This window comes from Nocardioides sp. NPDC092400 (genome assembly GCF_040684155.1).
Classification (GTDB): domain Bacteria; phylum Actinomycetota; class Actinomycetes; order Propionibacteriales; family Nocardioidaceae; genus Nocardioides.
On the sequence record NZ_JBFBFJ010000008.1, the window covers coordinates 142081 to 160277 of the forward strand.

Consider the following 18197-nt stretch of genomic DNA (forward strand, 5'->3'; position numbering starts at 1 on the left):
GCGGTCAGCCCACGCGGCCGCGGCGGTCGGCCCGCTCGACCACCGCGTCGACGGACAGCAGGTGGAGTGCCACGGCGCCGGCGACGTACCCGCTGGGGTCCCAGGGCCACGTCCGCAGGGCGCGCGCGGCGGCGACGAGCGCCCCGTGCTGGCCGGAGGCGGCGAGCGCGACGGCGCGCTGCCCGTGGAGCCGTCCGAGCGCCCGGGGGTCCTCGGCGAAGGCGGCGTGCTTGGCGATCAGCCGGTCGATCGCCGCGACGGCGGCCGGCCACTGCGGGGCGAGGGGCCGGGGGCGGGGGCGGGCGAGGACGAGCCCCATCTCGACCACGGCGAACCGGTCGACGGTCGCGGCCCGCAGGACCCAGTCGTAGTCCTCGGCGTACCCGCCCGGCAGCTCCTCGTCGAGCAGGCCGATGTCGTCGAGCAGGCGTGAGCGCCGCACCATGACGGTCGGGACGTGGCCCGCGGCGGTCGTGCGCCGGGCCAGCCGGTGCACGGTGAGGTCCTCGGGCCGGGGGATCCGTGTGGTGCGGTGGTCACGGTGGTCGACGACCACGCCGGTGACTGAGGCGGCGGCGCCGGTGCGCTCCAGGACGGCCACCTGGCGGGTCACCTTGTCCTCGAACCACACGTCGGCCTCGTCGCAGAACGCGACGAGGTCGCCGCTGCCGGCGAGGATCCCTGTGTTGCGCGCACCCGCCGGGCCGGGGGAGCGGGTGTTGGCGAGCACCTCAACGGACCGACCGGGTGCCCGGCCGTCGAGGCCCTCCAGGCCCCCCAGCCCGTCGAGGCCGCCCGGGTCACCCGCACCTCCGCCCGGTCCGTGGTCCCGGTCGCGGACCACCAGGCAACGGATCCGGCCCGCGTAGTCCTGGGCCATCACCGAGGCCACGGCGGTGCGCGCCCGGCGCGGGTCCGCGCCGACCGCGACGACCACGTCGACGCTCGGCAGCCGGCGGCGGCCCTGCCTGCGGGCGGGAGTGGTGGGGGTGGACGTGGCGGGCCGGTCGGTCCTCACGGGCGCTCCTCCTCGTGCTGCGGGGGCAGTGGTATGCGCCCGGTCGGGCGCTGGGTCGGGCGCTGGGTCGGGCGCCGGGTCGGGCGCCGGGTCGGGCGCCGGACGAGGACCACGCCGGCGAGCAGGCCGAGGCCCGCACCGGAGGCGATCGGCACCTCGCTGCGGTCCGGCAGCCGCACGGCCGGCATGGTGCGGATGACCTCGCCGACCTTCGGTCGCGAGGTCTCCAGGTAGTCGATCTCCCGCGCGATGCCCTGCCGCTGGGTCTGGGACCCACCGACCCCGCTGTCGAGGGCGGCGAGCTCGCGGGTCAGGCGCCGGACGAGGTCGTCGCGACGCTGGAGGAGGAACGCCTCGCGCTCGCGCAGGTACGACGAGGCGACCTCCGCCGCCGCCGTCTGCGCCTGGGCCGGGTCGGGCAGGTCGACGGACAGCTCGAGCACCTCGGAGTTCGGCGGGGCGACGACGGCGACCGCGTCGCGCAGGTCGGTGACCGCCACGCCGGTGGCCGCCGAGGCCCGGCGCAGCGAGCGCTCGGAGATCAGCAGGGCCGCCTCGGTGTCCACGGTGATGTTGCGCGGCGGGTCGTAGTCCTCGCCGGCGGCGACGCGGTCCGGCCCGGTCGAGAGGTAGACCGGTGCGGGGGTGAGCATGATGAGCACGCGTGCCCGGTGCTCCGGCTCCTGCGGGGCCGCGGCCACCGCCGCGCCCCCGAGGGCGCCCAGCAGGACGGCCCCCGCGGCCACCGGCGCCGCCCGGCGCAGCCGCCGGCCGAGGTCGTCGACCCGCCTGCGGGCCGGCAGCGCGCCCGCCCGCTCGGACCGCTCCCGGGCGGCGAGGCCGACGGCGACCATGACGATGTAGAGCGACATCCCGAGCGTGTCGTACACCGGCAGCTGGACGAGCAGGAAGAGCAGCGCGAAGGCGCAGACCGTCTCGTTGGTCGTGCGGCAGCGCCAGGTCCGTGCCAGCGCCAGCGCGACGAAGGTCAGGAACAGGCCGAGGCCCACCCAGCCCTGGGAGAACAGGACCAGCCACAGCTGGCCCTGGGTGCCGAGCGGAGGCACGCCGCAGGCGGGGCAGTCGGGGGTGGCGGCCCCGCTGATGGAGGCGAAGCTGCCCTGCACGTCCCGGGTGGTCCCGAAGCCGGCGACCGGTGAGCCGGTGGTCACCGACGCGGTGGTCGTGGCCACCAGCTGCCCGCGACGCCCGTTGCTGTGCTGGTTGTCGAAGCGGTCGCCGTAGATCGCGCCGAGCGGGCTGGCGAGCAGCGCGCCGACACCGACGACCACGGCGAGGGCGAGGCCGACCGCGGCCCGCCGGTCGCCGCGTGCGGCGCGGAGCACGACCAGCGCGACCGCCCCGATCGCGATGCTGACCCACAGCCCCCGGTTCAGCGAGTAGACGACCGGCCAGGCCGCCACCACGAGCAGGGCGGGAATCGCGACCCTGAGCCACGGCCGGCGGCGCCGGTCCAGCGCGACGAGGAAGACGAGGGCCAGGGAGAGGACGCTGCCCCACGTGTTGGTGAAGGCGAACGGCGCCTTGGGGCGGGGCTCGGGTCGCCCGAGGACCCACTGCACGTCCGCGACCTCCGCGTGCACCAGCGACGCGACGAAGGCGTTCTCGCGCAGGGCGCCCGGCAGCAGCGCCTCGGTCAGCGAGGTGATCTCGAGGTCGGGGTTCAGCAGCCCGACGATGCCGCCCGCGGTGCAGACGAGGAACAGCCAGGCGAGGAGCCCCCGAACGTGGCCGTCCGAGAGGTGCTCGCGCCGGCTGCTGGCGACCCACACGAGCACGACCGCGCAGGCGGCGTACCACGCCAGCCGGAAGGCGAAGACGAGGAGGCGGGAGGGCCCGCCGCCGCCGGGCACGGCGCTCGGCGCGTCGGTCCACAGCAGCGCTGCACCCAGCAGGATCCAGCAGAGGAACAGCAGGTACCACCCGAGCCCCGCGGGCAGGACGACCGTGCGCCCGCGCAGCAGCTGCCGGGCCATCGGCACGGCCAGGGCGAGAGGGAGGAAGGCGTCGATGCCGAGCAGCCACCACAGGGGGTAGCCGGCGAGGAGGACCGTGATCGGCCAGCCCGGACCGGTCCAGCGCCCGGGTCGTGCCACCCCCGTCGAGCGCCCGGCCGGCGGTGCGACCGGGGGTGCGACCGGGGGTGCGTTCGGGGGCGGGACGAGGACAGCCGGATGCATGGGTTCCAGCCAACCCACGGGCGCCGCGGCTGCCCTCACCAATGTTGAGGAAGTCCGCGCGAGCGGCGCTCCCGGGCCTCCTCGGCGCTCCTAGCCTTCGAGCCTCGACGACCGGACGTGTCGTCGCCTGCTGCCGAGAGGTCGGACCTTGATGAGCCTTCGAGCTGCCACGTCGCCGGTGACGTCGCCGGTCACGCTGCCGGTGGCGGTGCTCGTCACCGTGCTGCTGGTGTGCGCCGGCCTGGCGGCCCCGGCCGCCCTCGCGGGGACGCCGGGCACCCTCCCGGCCCGCTCGGCGGGCGGTGTGGTCGGGGTGCCCGGCATCGGCGACCACCTGGCCTCCGAGCAGCCCTCGGCGGGCACGCCGCACGTCCTCAACGGCCGGGTGTACTCCATCGCGCAGGTCGGCGACACGGTGTTCCTCGGCGGGACGTTCACCCGGGTGCGCGAGGACGGACCCGCCCCGCTCGCCACGCCCATCCTCCAGCGGCGAGGCCTGGTGGCGTTCAGCGCGAGCACGGGACGCGTCCTGACCACCTTCCGGCCGCAGGTGGTCGGCGGCGTCCGCGTGGTCGAGCCGGCCGCGGACGGGGAGAGCCTGTACGTCGGCGGCACGTTCACCACCATCGACGGCGGCCGGTACGCCCGGCTCGCCCGGCTGCGCACGAGCGACGGCGCGGTGGTGCCCTCCTTCGACCCCTCCCCGGTGGCCGGCAAGGTGCGGGACCTGCGCCTGCGCGACGGCCGCCTCTGGGTGGCGGGCGCGTTCACCCACATCGGCGGGCGGGCCCGCAAGGCTCTCGCGACCCTCTCGCCCACGACGGGCCGCCCGACGGGCTACATGACGCTCCGCGTGGCCGGCCACCACCGCCGCGGCCAGACCCAGGTGCTGAAGCTGGACGTGTCGCCGGACGGATCGCGGCTCGTCGCGGTCGGCAACTTCGCGCGCCTCGCCGGCGCCCGGGCGCACCAGCTCCTCACCCTGGACCTGCGCGGGACGGTGGCCCGGCCGGGGCGCCTGCGGACCCGGTTCTACGAGGAGCCGTGCTCGCGCCACAACGACTCCTACATGCGCGACGTCGACTTCTCCCCGGACGGCCGCTACTTCGTGGTGGCCACGACCGGCGCCTACGGCGGCGGGGCGGCGGCCTGCGACTCGGTCAGCAGGTTCGAGTCGGCGGCGACCGGCCGGCGCGTGCAGCCCTCGTGGAACGACCAGAGCGGCGGCGACACGACGTACGCGGTCGAGGTGACCGGCCCGGCGGTCTACGTCGGCGGTCACGAGCGGTGGTGGAACAACCCGTTCGCCGGCAACCGGCCCGGACCGGGCGCGGTGGCCCGCAACGGCATCGCCGCCCTCGACCCGCTCAACGGCCTGCCCCTGGCCTGGGACCCCGGCCGGGACCGCGGGACCGGTGTCTTCGACTTCCTCGCCACCGAGCAGGGCCTCTGGCTGGTGTCGGACACCGTGCGTGTCGCGGGGGAGTACCACGCCCGGGTCTCGCTCCTCCCGCGCGGCGCCGCGGTGCCGCCCCCCGTGCGACGGTCCGCCGTGCCCAACGACGTCTACGTCGGTGGCGTCGGCGGCGCGGACCGGCTGGAGCGGCGTCGGCTCGCTGGTCCCTCCGGCCCGGTGGAGGGCGGCGCGACCGCTCCGGACGGCGGTGTCGACTGGTCCTCGGTGCGGGCGGCCTTCATGGTCGACGGGTGGCTCTACCTGGCCCTCCCGGACGGCTCGCTGACCCGCCGGACCTTCGACGGGACCACGTACGGCGCCGCGGAGCAGGTCGCGACCCAGGACCGGATCCGCGTCCTCACCTCCTGGCGCGACGACGTGCGGAACGCGACCGGGATGTTCTTCCAGGACGGGCGGATCTACTTCACCCGCAGGGGCTCCGACGCGCTGCACTACCGCTACTTCTCGCCGTCCAGCGGCGTCGTCGGTGCCCGGCGCCGCGCCGCCGCCCAACGGGTGCGGGGCTTCCATCCCGCGGACGTCCGCGGCATGGCTGCGACGAGCACCCACCTGTACGTCGCCGGCGCCGACGGCGGGCTGCGCCGGATCGGGTGGCGACCGGGCAGCCGGCACGGCGTACCCGTCGCGTCCTCGGCCCGCCGCCTCTCGGGCCCCGCGCTCGACGGGACCAGCTGGGCCGGCCGCGCCCTGTTCCTCTACTCCGGCCCCGGCGGTGCGCCGGCCCCTGCCCCGACCGCGCCGGCACCCGCGCCGGCACCCGCGCCGGCACCGGAGCCGGCTCCGGGCGCGCCGCCGCAACCGGCACCCGGACCCGGGCTCGCTCCCGGAGCGGGGTCCGCGCCGTGACCGCCCGGGCCCGCCGCGTGGCCACGGTCGCCGTCGCCCTCCTGGCGGGGACCTCGGTGGCCTGCACGCCGCAGCAGACCCGGCTCGCGGGTCGCGCGGACTTCCCGGTCGACGACCGGCCCCGCGAGCTCCGCCTGGACTTCGAGGGAGGGGCCGGCACACCTGGCGCCGTGCTCGCCGGTGTGTCGAACCGCGGCACCCACCCGGTCGTCGTCGACGTGACCACCGAGGACGGCGGTCGGGTGCTCCTCGACGAGGGGGTGCCGGGCACGGGCGCGCGGTTCCCGGGCCTCGGCGAGGACGGCGCGGCCGCGGTGGTGGTGCGCTCGCAGGGCGGCCGCGACCGGCTGAGCCCGGGCCTGGTGCGCTTCGCGTTCGGCGCCGACTTCGCGCTGGACGCCGAGTCCGACGGCACCGGCACCGACGACGGCGACAACCTGCTGCAGCGGGGGCTCTTCGCCGACGGTTCGCAGCTGAAGCTGCAGGTCGACCACGGCGTGGTCTCGTGCCGGGTCGCCGGCGACCGGGGCGCCGTGACCGTGAGCGCACGGTCCGCCGTCGAGCGGGAGCGGTGGTACCGGGCCTCCTGCTCCCGGAAGGGGCGGCGCCTGGTCCTCACGCTCGCGCGGGCCCGGCCGGACCGGACCTGGTCGCCGCCGAGCCGTGTCTCCGCGGTCGGCCGCATCGGGGCCGTCGCCTTCGACCCCGCGGTCCCGGTCGCGGTGGGCGCCAAGGTGCTGCCAGGGGGCGTCATCGCGGCGTCCGACCCCGACCAGTTCAACGGCGCGGTCGACAACGTCTACGTCGACCAGGGCGGCTGAGCGCGGTGGCCACGCGCGCGGGGGACGCGACCAGCCTCACCGGCGGTGAGGCCCCGGACGGAGCCGGGGCGGCGCCGTCGACCGGACCGTCGCAGGCACGGTCGTCGGGCACTGCCCGCGGCCCGGTACCGGCCGGCCCGGTGGTCCCCGACCCGACGACGACCGACGAGGCGCGTCGCGGACCCCGGCCCCGGCTGGTGCTGATGGCGGAGGACCGGCTCGTGGGGGACACCGTGCGCGTCGCCCTCGCCAGCCGCGGCTTCGAGGCCATCGACCTCGGATGGCCACCGCCGCACCGCTCGGCGGAGGACCACCGGCGACGGGTCGCCCCGGCCCGCGCGCGGGTCGGGATCATCTTCGGCGACCTCACCTCGACGCGGCACCGTGCGGAGGCGCGGGCCGTGGTCGAGGCGGTGCCGCTGCGGTGGCTCCTCGTGGTCAAGGACCCCACCGACCCGGTGTGGGGCGGCATGGTGGAGGCCGGGGCGGCGGGCGTCCTGCCCGACTCCGTCGGCCTCGACGACGTCAGCCTCGCCCTGACCATGCTCCTGGCGGGGGAGGAGCTGCTCTCCCCGGCCCGCCGGCGGCGCATGGTGCAGGACTGGTCCGAGAGCCGGCGCACCGACGCCCACCTCGCCGCGCTGGTCGCCCGGCTCACCGCTCGCGAGCAGGAGATCCTCGCGCTGCTCTACCAGGGCGTGACGGTGGCGGAGATCGCCCAGCGCACCGGCGTCACCGAGCAGACGGTCCGCAGCCAGGTCAAGGCCGTGCTGCGCAAGCTGGAGGTGAACTCCCAGCTCGCGGCGGTCGCGGTGTACCGCCGCGTGCTGGGAGGTCCTCGCTGAGCCGGCTCAGGGCAGGCGCAGCGCCGCCGTGCCGTCGATCGCGTCGGCGAAGTCCTGACGCTTCGAGGCGCTGGCGATCCGCCACGACCCGGCGCTGTTCAGCTCGGTGTTGAAGTACGCCGCCGCGACGCCACCACGGGCGACCAGCTTCTCGTAGGTCGTCTGGATCCAGTCCGGGTCGCGCTGGTGCGCCTCGTCGGTGTAGCCCCACTCCGCGAGGCCCCAGGCGACACCCTCGTCCGCGGCCCACTGCTGGATCTTGGCGAAGTAGTCGCGGTCGATCTCGGTCCACTTCGTGGACTTCTTGCCGTCCTTGACCTCGCCGAAGCCGTTGTAGATGTCGAAGCCCGCGACGTCGATCTTCACCCCGCGCGGCCAGAGGTTCGCCAGGCTGTAGGTGCTGGCGCCGTAGAGCTGGTTCCACCCGGTGAGCACCACGGTGTAGGCGACGTTGGGGGCGGTGCGGCGCACGAGCGGGGCGAGCCGCTCCTGCATCCGACGCCAGGCGGCGATGTCACCGTCGCCCTCGGGCTCGTGGTGGAAGGCGACCCAGACCGGGCCGTCCAGCGCGGCGAGCTTCCGGGCCAGGCCCGTGGCCCACGCGTCACCCGCGCCAGAGGCCATCTGCTCCCAGGAGTGGGGGAGCTTGAAGCTCATCCACGGCAGGCGGCCCTGGGCGAGGTCGGTCCTCGCCTGGCGCACGGCCGAGTCGACGCCGGAGGCGTTGTAGAAGGTGCGGCGCACACCGAGGCGGCGTCCCACCTGCGACTCGAACGCGGTCGGGTCGGTGTTGCTGCCGTACGCCGCGCCGAAGTAAGCGCCGCAGGACGGGATGCCCCGAGCGGAGTAGGCGCAGCCGTTGGTCAGGGTCCCTGCACGCGCGGCGTCGGGGGACGCCGCGCCGGCGCCTGTGCGGCGGCCCACGAGGTCGGCGTCGTCGACGAGCAGTCGGACCCGCGAGCCGCTCGAGCGCACGACCAGCCGCAGCTCCACGGTCGAGCGGGCGCGGGTGGTGGTCATGGGCACGCGGAGCCGGGTCCAGGTGCCGGCGACGGGCGTGACGGCGCGTCGCTCACTGCGGACCCAGCTCCCGCCACGGAGCTCGCGCGCCACGAGGGTGACCCGCTGGCCACGCACGGCGGACCGGACCCATGCCCGGGCGGTGGTGGTGCTGCCGGCGGGGGTGCGCGTCGCGCGGGGGGCGGCGGTGCCGTCGAGGCGCACGGTGCCGGGCCGGGCCGAGCGCACACGCAGGGCGCGGTCGCCGCTGCGGCTGGTGGCCGACGTGGTGAGGCGGGCCTTCGGCGAGCTGGTGAGCGACCAGCCGCTCGTGCCGCGCTCGGCGCCGCCGTTGACGACGCCGGCCGGGCCGCCGGCCGCGGCGGGGGCGGCGGTGGCGCTCGGGAGGGTGGACGGGGCTGTGGAGAGGAGCAGGGCCGCCGTTCCGACGGCTGCGGCTGCTCGGTTGCGGATCGGGTGGATAGGACTGGACCTCTGCGCTCGGGGACGCCCCTCCCGGTCGGGGGAGCGGGTCACCGTAGTCACGCGAAGGAGGCCGCAGGCGCCGCGTCATCCCCCATATGGGGTACGACGTGGCCGGTTCCACACGCGGGAGGTGTGCGGAGCTGGACCGCGTCAGTAGGCCCCGTCGTGGCCCAGGACGGCGTGGAGGGTGCGGCAGAGGATCTGCAGGTCGAGGCTGAGCGACCAGTTGTCCACGTAGCGCAGGTCGAGGCGGACGGTCTCCTCCCACGAGAGGTCCGAGCGGCCCGAGACCTGCCAGAGACCGGTGATGCCGGGCCGCACCGCGAGCCGGCGGTGGGTGTCGGCGTCGTACCGCGCCACCTCCTGCGGCAGCGGCGGGCGGGGCCCGACGAGCGACATCTCGCCGCGCACGACGTTGACCAGCTGCGGCAGCTCGTCGAGCGAGTAGCGCCGCAGGACGGCGCCGACCCGGGTGACCCGCGGGTCCGAGCGCACCTTGAACAGCACGCCGTCGGACTCGTTGAGGGCCTCGACGGCCCCGCGGCGGGACTCGGCGTCGACGCCCATGCTGCGCAGCTTCAGCATGGTGAAGGGCCGGCCCCCGCGACCCACGCGCTCCTGCCGGAACAGCGCCGGGCCAGGGGTGTCGAGGCGGACGGCCAGGGCGAGGAGCGCGAGGAGCGGGGACAGCAGCACCAGGGCGGCGGCGGCGAGCGAGCGCTCGGCGGCGGTCTTGAGCATCCGCCGGGCACCGGTGAGCTCGGCGTGCCGGACGTGGAGGAGGGGCAGGTCGCCGGCGTACCCGATCCGCGCCCGCGTGGCGGAGACGTCGAAGAGCCCGGAGGCGACGAGCAGGGCGGTGCCCGAGGACTCCAGCTGCCAGCCCAGCCGGCGCAGCGTCATCGGGTCGAGGTGGCGGCAGGGCACGACGATCACGGCACGGGCGCCGTGCTGGACCGCGACGGTCGACAGCCGGTCGAACCCGCACGTCTCGGGCACGCCGAGGTCCCTGCCGTGGGGGCTGGGGACGCACACGCCGGCGACGCGGTACCGGTGGTGGCGACCGCGGGCGAGCTCGTGCATCACCCGGGCCACCTCGCGCCGGTGGCCCGCGACCACGACCGGCACCTGGGCGGTCCGCCTGCGGCCCCAGTGGTCCCCGACGACCCGGTGGGCCGCGCTCAGCGCGGTCGCGGTGCCGGCGAAGAAGACCAGCTCGACCGGCCGGAGGTCGGGGCGGGTGAGCGCGGCGGCGACGGCCGTGACGACGGTGAGGCCGGTACCGCACCGCAGCACGCGGCGCACCTGGTCGAAGCGGGAGCCGACGTGCCGGTCGTAGCAGTGGTCGGCCGAGAGCAGCAGCACCCAGGCCACGACCACGAGAGCGAGGACCGGGAGGGGCGGCAGCCCGCGGGAGGCGGGGGTGGTCGCCACGACGACGGCCAGCGCGTCACCGGCGGCCAGCACGACGGGCGGGCGCCACCGCGGGACCCGGCCGCCCGTGACGTCGGTGCCGAGGAGGGCGGTGATCGGGCTGGGCGACCGGAGTGCGTCCGCGACCGCGGCGCCGTCCTCCCCGCTGTCGACGCCGCCGTCGTCGGGGACGGTGCGGGCTGCGGGCGCCGGCTCGGCAGCGGGGTCGACGGCGCTCCCGGTGCCGGGAGCCGGTGGGGCCGGGAGGGCCGGCGGCGCGGCCAGCACGGGGCCGGGCGGCGGGATCGTCGCAGTCACGGAGGTCGTCGCTCAGGCCCGGCGGACCAGCTGGTCCACGAGGACGCCGAAGCGCTCGGCCGCCGTCGGACCCGTCGGACCGCCGGGCACCGCGGCGCCCGGGTCGCCGGGCAGGCCCGGCACGGCCGGTGCGCCGGAGGTGCGCCGGTCGGTCCGGCCCGCGACCAGGCCGGCCGCGACGGCTCGGCGGTAGGCCGGCACGTCGGTGGCCGCGGCGACCAGGCCGGTGCGGGCGATCCGGGCGACGAACCGGAGCTGGTGGTCGTCGACGTGCTCACCGCGTGCAGGGTCGCGGGGCACGACGACCGGGAGGTGGCCGGCGGCCCGGGCCTCCATGATCAGACCGGGCCCGCCGTGGGTCGTGACCACGGTGGCGCGGCGGAGCAGGGCGTCCAGGTCGCGGACGCCGAGCATCGGCGCACCGTCGAGGTCGGCCGGGAGCGGGGTCGCCCCGTGCTGCACGAAGACGTCGGCGCCGGTGACCCGGCGGACCTCGGCGGCCCAGCCGGTCAGCCGGGTGAAGGGGTGGTGGTCGGTGCCGAGCAGCACGGCGACGAGCGGACGGGCGGACATCACCACACCTCCCCGAGCAGGACGCTCGACCGGTACATCCGCTGCTGCTCGGGCCACTGCACCAGGAACAGGTCCGAGACCGGGCGGCACAGCCGGCCGGTCAGCGTGGGCGTCTCGATGCGGTCGAACACCTCGAGGTAGACCGACGCCGCGCCGAAGGGGCGGTGCAGCCAGAAGAAGGGCACGGCCACCCCGGCCCCGGTGGTGACGACGACGTCGGGCCGGAACTGCGCCATGAGCCGCAGGGCGAGCGCGGTGTTGCGGGCGAGGTTGCGCACGTTGCGGGTCGTGGGGTGGTGCGCCCAGGTGACCTGCTCGCCCTCGAGCTTGCTGACGGCGTCCTCGGTGTCGAAGGTGACCCAGTGCCGCTCGTGCCCGTCCCACCAGGGCCGCAGGCACATCAGCTGGGCCAGGTGTCCTCCGGACGAACTGACGAGCAGCACTTTCATGGGCGTCTCCTCGGGTGACGCGGCGTGGGCCGGTCGACCCAATCTCGGGCCGGGCGCCCGGGGACGCATGCCCAAATTCGGTGAGGTGAGGTCGGCGCGGGTGGTCGGGCCGGGCCGACCGGGACCGCCGGACGCGGTCGCCGCGAGGTCGATCAAATTTGGGCATGAGGCGGGGTCCCGGTGGCGCCGACGATGCGGCTAGGCCGCTGTCCGGCGGCCGTCGTCCCTCTGTGGTGGGTGAGCTCCTGTGTCCCGTTCCGTGCCCCGGCCTCCCGAGGTGTCCCGCACCTCCTCCTCCGTCTCGCCGCCCCGGCGGCGCCTGCTGACCGTGCTGCTCGCGGTCCTCGTCGCCCTGGTCCCCGCCCTGGCGGTGACGGTCGTGACCGCGACCGTGCCGGCGCAGGCGGCCCCCGGGGTCGTCGACTTCGTCGCGGCCGACAGCACCGCCGGCAACCGCACCGCGCACACCGTGCGGGTGCCCACGGCCGTCCAGGCGGGGGACGCCCTCGTGCTGGTCCTCACCACGAACTCGACCACCTCCACCGTCACGGACACGCTGCCGGGCTGGACGCTCCTGCAGTCTCGCGACGGGGACGGGATCCGTGGCCGGGCGTGGACCCGGACGGCCACGGCCGGCGACGCCGGCTCGACCGTCACCGTCACCGGCAGCGCGCTAGCGAAGTCGGTGCTCGCCGTCTCGGCGTACCGCAGCACCGGCGCCGCGTCGGTCGTCGCCTCCGCCATCGGGGGACGCGACGCGAGCGGCACGAGCCACGCCACCCCCGCGGCCGCCGTCACCCAGGCCGGGTCCTGGCTGGTGAGCGCCTGGGCGGAGAAGTCCTCCTCGACGCTGGCCTGGACGCTGCCGGCGGGCACGACCGCGCGCACCACCGCCGCAGGGACCGGCTCGGGCAAGATCAGCGGCGTCGTCGGGGACTCCGCGGGCCCCGTGGCCGTGGGAGCGCCCACCGCGCGGACGGCGACCACCGACGTGGCGGCCTCCCGGACCTCCCTCCTCTCGGTCGTCGTGGCGCCCGGCGAGGTGGCCGCGCCGACCAACACCGCACCCGAGGCGGTGTTCACGACCTCTTGCGACGCGCTGTCGTGCACCTTCAACGCGACCGGCTCGACCGACGCCGACGGCGACGAGCTGACCTACGCCTGGGACTTCGGCGACGGCAGCAACGGCACCGGCGCCACCCCCACGCACGCGTACGCCGCCGACGGCACCCGCACGGTCCGGCTCACGGTGAGCGACGGCACGGCGACCGGCACCACCAGCCAGCCGGTGACCGTCTCCCGCGCGGTCGCCCAGGGCGAGATCTCCTTCGTCGGCGCCGCCAGCACCCAGGGTGCCCGGACCAACCACCGTGTCGTCGTCCCCGCCACCGTCGAGGCCGGCGACGTCCTCGTCCTCTTCCTGACCACGAACACCACGGCCGCGACCATCACCGCGCCGGCCGGCTGGACGCCGCTGCAGACGCGCACGGGTGACGGGATCGTCGGTCGCACCTGGACCCGCACCGCCACCGCCACGGACGCCGGCGCGGACGCGACGCCCACCACCAGCGTCACCGCCAAGGCCGTCGTCGGCGTGGCGGCGTACCGCAGCACCGGCGGCGCCGACGTCACCGCGTCCGCCATCGGCGGCAGCAACACCTCCGGGTCCAGCCACACGACCCCGTCAGTGCCGGTGGCCCGCACCAACTCCTGGGTGGTCAACGTCTGGAGCGAGAAGTCCTCGACCACCGCGACCTGGTCGCTGCCCGCGGGCGTGACCGAGCGCACCGCCAACGCCGCGACCGGCACCGGGCGGATCAGCGCGGTCCTGGCCGACTCGGCGGCTGCCGTGCCGATCGGCACCGCACCCGGACGCACCGCGACGACGAGTGTCGCGGTCTCCCGCACGGCGCTCTCCTCGATCGTGATCGGTCCCGAGCAGGAGGCGCCCAACCAGCCGCCGACCGCGGCCTTCACCTCGAGCTGCGACGCCCTGGTCTGCACGTTCGACGCCTCCGGCACCACCGACGCGGAGGGCGACGAGCTGACCTACAGCTGGGCCTTCGGCGACGGGCAGAGCGGCACCGGCCGCAACGCGCAGCACACCTACGCCGCGGGCGGCCAGCGCACCGTCACGCTCACGGTGGGCGACGGGGTCGACACCGACACCGCGACCGGCACGGTCTCGCCGACGCCCAGCGTCGTGCAGGGCGACATCTCCTACGTCGGCTCGGCCAGCTCCGCCGGCAACCGGCCCTCCCACACGGTGCGGGTCCCGGCGACGGTGAAGCCGCTGGACCGGCTGGTGCTGTTCCTGACCACCAACTCCACGGAGGTCGCGCTGCCGACCGACATCCCGGGCTGGACGCTGCTGCAGTCGCGCGACGGCACCGGCATCCGCGGCCGCGCCTGGACCCGCAGCGCCACCCCGGCCGACGCCGGCGCCGACGTCACGGTCACCACGGCCTCGTGGATCAAGTCCGCGATGAGCGTAGCCGCCTACCGCAGCACGGGCCCGGCGCTGGTCTCCGCCTCGGCGGTCGGCGGCAGCAACGTCAGCGGGACGAGCCACACGACCCCGAGCGTCCCCGTGGCGCACGCCAAGTCGTGGCTGGTCAACGTCTGGAGCGAGAAGTCCTCGACCGACGGCACCACCTGGACGCTGCCGACCTCGAGCACCCAGCGGACCACCGCGGCGTCCACGGGCACGGGCAAGGTCAGCACGGTGCTCGGCGACTCGGCGGGGGAGGTCCCCGTCGGCACCGCCGCCGGCCGCACCGCCACGACGAGCGCGTCGGTCTCCCGGTCGATGCTGTTCTCAGTGGTGATCGACCCGGGCACGGACGCCACGGAGACCAACGAGGCGCCCACGGCGGAGTTCTTCGCCGGCTGCTCCGGCCTCACCTGCGAGTTCGACGCCGGTGACTCCTTCGACCCCGACGAGGACCAGCTCACCTACACCTGGGACTTCGGCGACGGCACGACCGGTGACGGCGTCGACCCCTCGCACACCTACGCCACCAACGGGCAGCGCACCGTCAAGCTGACGGTGAGCGACGGCGTGCTCAGCGACGAGGCGACCCGGACGGTCGCCACCTCGCCGGTGAACCCCGCGCCGGGGCACACCCGCATCGTCCCCGACACCCCCCGCACGAACATGCCCTACATCGCCAACGGCGAGATCTGGGACATCGAGTTCGTCGGCAACCGGGCGTACGTCGCGGGCACCTTCACCACGATCGCCAACCGCGCGAACGGCAGCACGACGACCTACCAGCAGGCCGGCCTGGCGGCGTTCGACGCCAGCACCGGACTGGTCGACGCCCGGTTCCGCCCGGTCCTGGGCCTCGGTGGAGTCGAGGCCGTCGAGGCCTCGCCCGACGGGCAGCGCCTCTACATCGGCGGCGACTTCGGCACCGTCAACGGGGTCTCGCGCAAGGCGATCGCCCGGATCGACCCGGTCACCGGCGCCCCCGTCGAGGAGTTCCAGGCCAACGGCAACGGCAAGGTGCAGGAGCTGGCGGTCACCAACACCACCGTCTACGCCGGCGGCCGGTTCACCTCGGTGAACAACGTCCCGCGCAGCTCGCTGGTCGCCGTCAACGCCATCACCGGCGAGGTGAGGGGCGACTTCGTCAACAACATCACCGGCGGCATCGGCACCAACGGCGCGACGACGGTCCAGCGGCTCAAGCTGACCCGCGACGAGGGCCGGCTGCTGGTCGTCCACACCGGTCGGCAGGTCAACGGCCACGACCGGTACGGCGTGGCGATCATCAACACCCGCACCAACCAGCTCACCGCCTGGCGCAGCCGGATCTGGGAGGAGAACCTCCAGTACGTCGGCGGCATCCAGCGCATCTACGGCGGCGACATCTCGCCCGACGGCTCCTGGTTCGCGGTGAGCAGCGGCTCCGGCGGCGACCGGCCGCCGATCAACGACACCGTCATCGCGTTCCCGATGGAGGGCGGCGACGACGTCAAGCCGATGTGGATCTCGCGGCTCTTCGACAGCGTCTACTCGGTGGCGATCTCCGAGCAGGCGGTCTACGTCGGCGGCCACTTCGCCTGGAACGAGTCGCCGACCTCGCCGCAGCCGTGGCCGGGGCTCGACGACCAGGGCTACGGCACCGGCCAGGGGCTCTCGGGCTACGGGCTCGGCGACGCCGTGGTCAAGCGCGAGCACCTGGGGGCGCTCAACCCCGTGGACGGCACCGCCGTGGAGTGGAACCCCGGCTCGAACTCCTTCGAGGGCAACAAGCACATCGAGCTCACGCCCCGGGGCCTGTGGACCGGCGGTGACGCCTCGACGCAGGGGGAGTTCAACGTCGGCCGGCTGGCGTTCTTCGACTTCGGGTCCGTGCCGGCGGCCAACGGCGTCGAGACGGTCATCACCGACCCGATCGAGGGCCGGATCAAGCCGGTCGCCGAGGAGTTCACGATCAGCGGCACGGCCTCCGCGGCCAGCGGGGTGCGCAGCGTCCAGGTCGAGATCATGGACCGCGGCTCGCGCCGCTACCTCAACGACGACCTCACGACGTGGGGCACCACGACCAGCAACACCATCACCGCGACCCTGACGACGCCGGGCGCGACGTCGACGGGGTGGACCCTGCCGCTGTCGATGTCCTCGAACCGGGAGCTGAAGGTGCTGGCCCGGACGGTCGCCGCGAACGGTTCGCAGGACCCGTCGAAGGCGACGAAGAAGTTCGAGACCTTCGGCACCGCCGACCAGCCGCCCAGCACGAACGTCACGGGCCCGTCCGGGTCGGTCATCAACACCACGACGTTCACGATCACGGGCAACGCGACCGACGACATCGGCGTCAACTCGCTGACGCTGGCGGTCAAGGACTCCCAGAACCGCTACCTGCAGGCGAACGGCACGGCGACGTCGACCTACTACGCCTTCCGGGTCACCCCGGACGTGGTCGGAGGCGTCTCCACGACGTGGTCGCAGGAGATCACGGTGCCCTACGAGGACACCTGGATGGCGATGGCGCGTGCGACCGACACCGCGGGCCAGGGCGACCTGGACACCGCCGACCGGTCGTGGCTGGTGGCCACCAACGCGGTGGCGCCGACGGTGACCATCAGCAAGCCGGTGACGATGACCCCGCCGACGGCCGTCGGCACGGTGCAGGTCGCCCCGGGCCAGCCGGTGACGTTCTCCGGGACGGCCACCGACGACCAGGACCTGCGCGAGGTGTTCATCAGCCTGCGGAACACCACGACCCGGGAGAACCTCGGCGCCGACGGCAGCTGGGGGGTCGACGTCATCGCCGGGGCCTACCGGGTCTCGCCGGTCAACATCTCGGGGAAGACCTTCGACTGGAGCTGGACGACCCCGTTCAACCTCCAGCCGGGCTCCTACTCCTTCTCCGTGGGCGCCGAGGACGACCTCGGGCTCAGCACCCCCGGCTCGATGCAGGGCCGCCTGACGCTGGCCGCCCAGATCGCCGGTGACGCGCCGCCCAACGGGCTGCTCAACACCACCGGGACGGTCACCGGCGGCCAGTCGCTCCACCTGGACCTGGCCGGCACGGCGACCGACGACAAGGGCGTGGCCGAGGTCCGCGTCGCGATCGAGGACCAGGACACCAACCGGTACCTCCAGCCCGGCGGCACCATGGGCGCGGCGTTCGCCACCCGCAACGCGGTGCTCGCCACCCCCGGCGGCACGAGCACCACCTGGACCCTCCCGGTGGACCTGCCGACGCAGGGCGACTGGGCGGTCACGGCGTTCGCCTTCGACACCGCCGGCCAGCAGGACACCTCGACGACGGGGGCGACGGCCCGGTACCGGATCTACCCCGGTGACCAGCCGCCGGTGCTGACCGACAACCTGTTCGCGCCCACGGAGGGGGCGACCTTCCCCGACGGCAAGATCTTCATCAGCGGCCGGGCCGAGGACGACCAGGCCATGCAGCGGGTGGAGGTGGCCGTCGTGAACGCCGCCGGGCAGTACATGAGCTCCAGCGGCACCTTCACCAGCACGACCGCCAGCTGGCGTTCGGCGTTCCTCAACAGCCCGGGCACGCCGGGGTCGAACTTCTCCTACACGACCCCGGTGATCCCGGCCGGGGCCTACACGGTCCGGGCGCGGGCGGTGGACCAGCACGACCAGGTCACGCCGGTGCCGACGGAGCGGCACGTGACGGTCACGGTGCCCGACGGCAACCAGCCGCCGGTCCCGAGCTTCACGGTCACCTGCAACCAGAACGTCTGCACCCTCGACGCCCGCGGCTCGACCGACGAGAACCCGACGGCGCTGACGTACTCCTGGAACTTCGGCAACGGCAGCGGCTCGGGCGCGGTCGTGACGAGGACCTACACCGCGGCGGGCACCTTCACCATCACCCTCACCGCGAGGGACGAGTGGGGCGTCACCGCCACGGCCACGCAGACGGTCACGATCACGGAGCCGCCGACCAACCGGCCGCCGACCGCCGTGCTCAACACCCCGGCCTGCACCAACCTGTCGTGCAACTTCTCGGCCGTCGGGTCCACCGACCCCGACACCGGCGACACGTTGACCTACCGCTGGGTGTGGGGTGACGCCACACCGAACTCGACCACGGCGAGCGCGACCCACGTGTTCCCTGCGGCCGGGACGTACACGGTGGTGCTGACGGTGACCGACGGCTGGGGCAAGGCGACCACCGTCGAGCGGCAGGTGACGGTCTCGGCCGGCTGACCGGCGGTCCCGGCCCGCGCTCCCGGGCGCGGGCCGGGCCGCCGCCATCGATCC

The 18197-nt window shown here is 75.1% G+C and carries 10 protein-coding genes; 4 read left to right on the forward strand and 6 right to left on the reverse strand.

Going from position 1 to position 18197, the window contains the following annotated elements; genetic code table 11:
• Positions 1 to 4: 4 nt before the first annotated feature.
• Both AB0N29_RS19455 and AB0N29_RS19460 read right to left on the reverse strand, forming a co-directional pair.
• Positions 5 to 1018 (reverse strand): glycosyltransferase family A protein, encoded by a 1014-nt coding sequence (locus AB0N29_RS19455; protein ID WP_364869448.1) that lies wholly within the window; start codon positions 1016 to 1018, stop codon positions 5 to 7.
• Complete coding sequence (locus AB0N29_RS19460) at positions 1015 to 3135, reverse strand: hypothetical protein (RefSeq protein WP_364869451.1); 2121 nt, start codon at positions 3133 to 3135, stop codon at positions 1015 to 1017. The genes AB0N29_RS19455 and AB0N29_RS19460 overlap by 4 nt, the downstream gene beginning before the upstream one ends.
• Before the next feature lie 235 nt (positions 3136 to 3370).
• On the opposite strand from AB0N29_RS19460, the gene AB0N29_RS19465 reads away from it, so the two are divergent.
• The 3 genes from AB0N29_RS19465 to AB0N29_RS19475 all read left to right on the forward strand — a co-directional run bounded on the left by AB0N29_RS19465 (position 3371) and on the right by AB0N29_RS19475 (position 7208).
• The gene (locus AB0N29_RS19465) at positions 3371 to 5542 is read left to right on the forward strand and encodes a delta-60 repeat domain-containing protein (RefSeq protein WP_364869454.1); all 2172 of its coding nucleotides are present in this window, start codon (positions 3371 to 3373) and stop codon (positions 5540 to 5542) included.
• Entirely contained in the window at positions 5539 to 6363 is an 825-nt protein-coding gene (locus AB0N29_RS19470; RefSeq protein WP_364869457.1) for a hypothetical protein, read from the forward strand. Before AB0N29_RS19465 ends, AB0N29_RS19470 begins: the two co-directional genes overlap by 4 nt.
• A gap of 140 nt (positions 6364 to 6503) precedes the next feature.
• The gene (locus tag AB0N29_RS19475) at positions 6504 to 7208 is read left to right on the forward strand and encodes a LuxR C-terminal-related transcriptional regulator (RefSeq protein WP_364869460.1); all 705 of its coding nucleotides are present in this window, start codon (positions 6504 to 6506) and stop codon (positions 7206 to 7208) included.
• Between the two features lie 6 nt (positions 7209 to 7214).
• Here the strand turns inward: AB0N29_RS19475 and AB0N29_RS19480 are convergent, their stop codons facing one another.
• From AB0N29_RS19480 to AB0N29_RS19495, 4 genes are all read right to left on the reverse strand, one after another.
• Positions 7215 to 8744: a hypothetical protein gene (locus AB0N29_RS19480; RefSeq protein WP_364869463.1), complete on the reverse strand. Its 1530-nt coding sequence runs from the start codon at positions 8742 to 8744 to the stop codon at positions 7215 to 7217.
• 99 nt (positions 8745 to 8843) lie between these two features.
• A complete protein-coding gene (locus tag AB0N29_RS19485; protein WP_364869466.1) occupies positions 8844 to 10424 on the reverse strand; it encodes a sugar transferase in 1581 nt (526 codons plus the stop codon).
• Between the two features lie 12 nt (positions 10425 to 10436).
• Positions 10437 to 10997, reverse strand: coding sequence for a glycosyltransferase (locus AB0N29_RS19490; protein WP_364869469.1), 561 nt, complete (start codon positions 10995 to 10997; stop codon positions 10437 to 10439).
• The gene (locus AB0N29_RS19495; protein ID WP_302267020.1) at positions 10997 to 11446 is read right to left on the reverse strand and encodes a UDP-N-acetylglucosamine--LPS N-acetylglucosamine transferase; all 450 of its coding nucleotides are present in this window, start codon (positions 11444 to 11446) and stop codon (positions 10997 to 10999) included. Before AB0N29_RS19495 ends, AB0N29_RS19490 begins: the two co-directional genes overlap by 1 nt.
• Positions 11447 to 11723: 277 nt before the next feature.
• Between AB0N29_RS19495 and AB0N29_RS19500 the strand changes: the two genes are divergently transcribed.
• Positions 11724 to 18143, forward strand: coding sequence for a PKD domain-containing protein (locus AB0N29_RS19500; RefSeq protein WP_364869473.1), 6420 nt, complete (start codon positions 11724 to 11726; stop codon positions 18141 to 18143).
• The last annotated feature ends 54 nt before the right edge of the window (positions 18144 to 18197 follow it).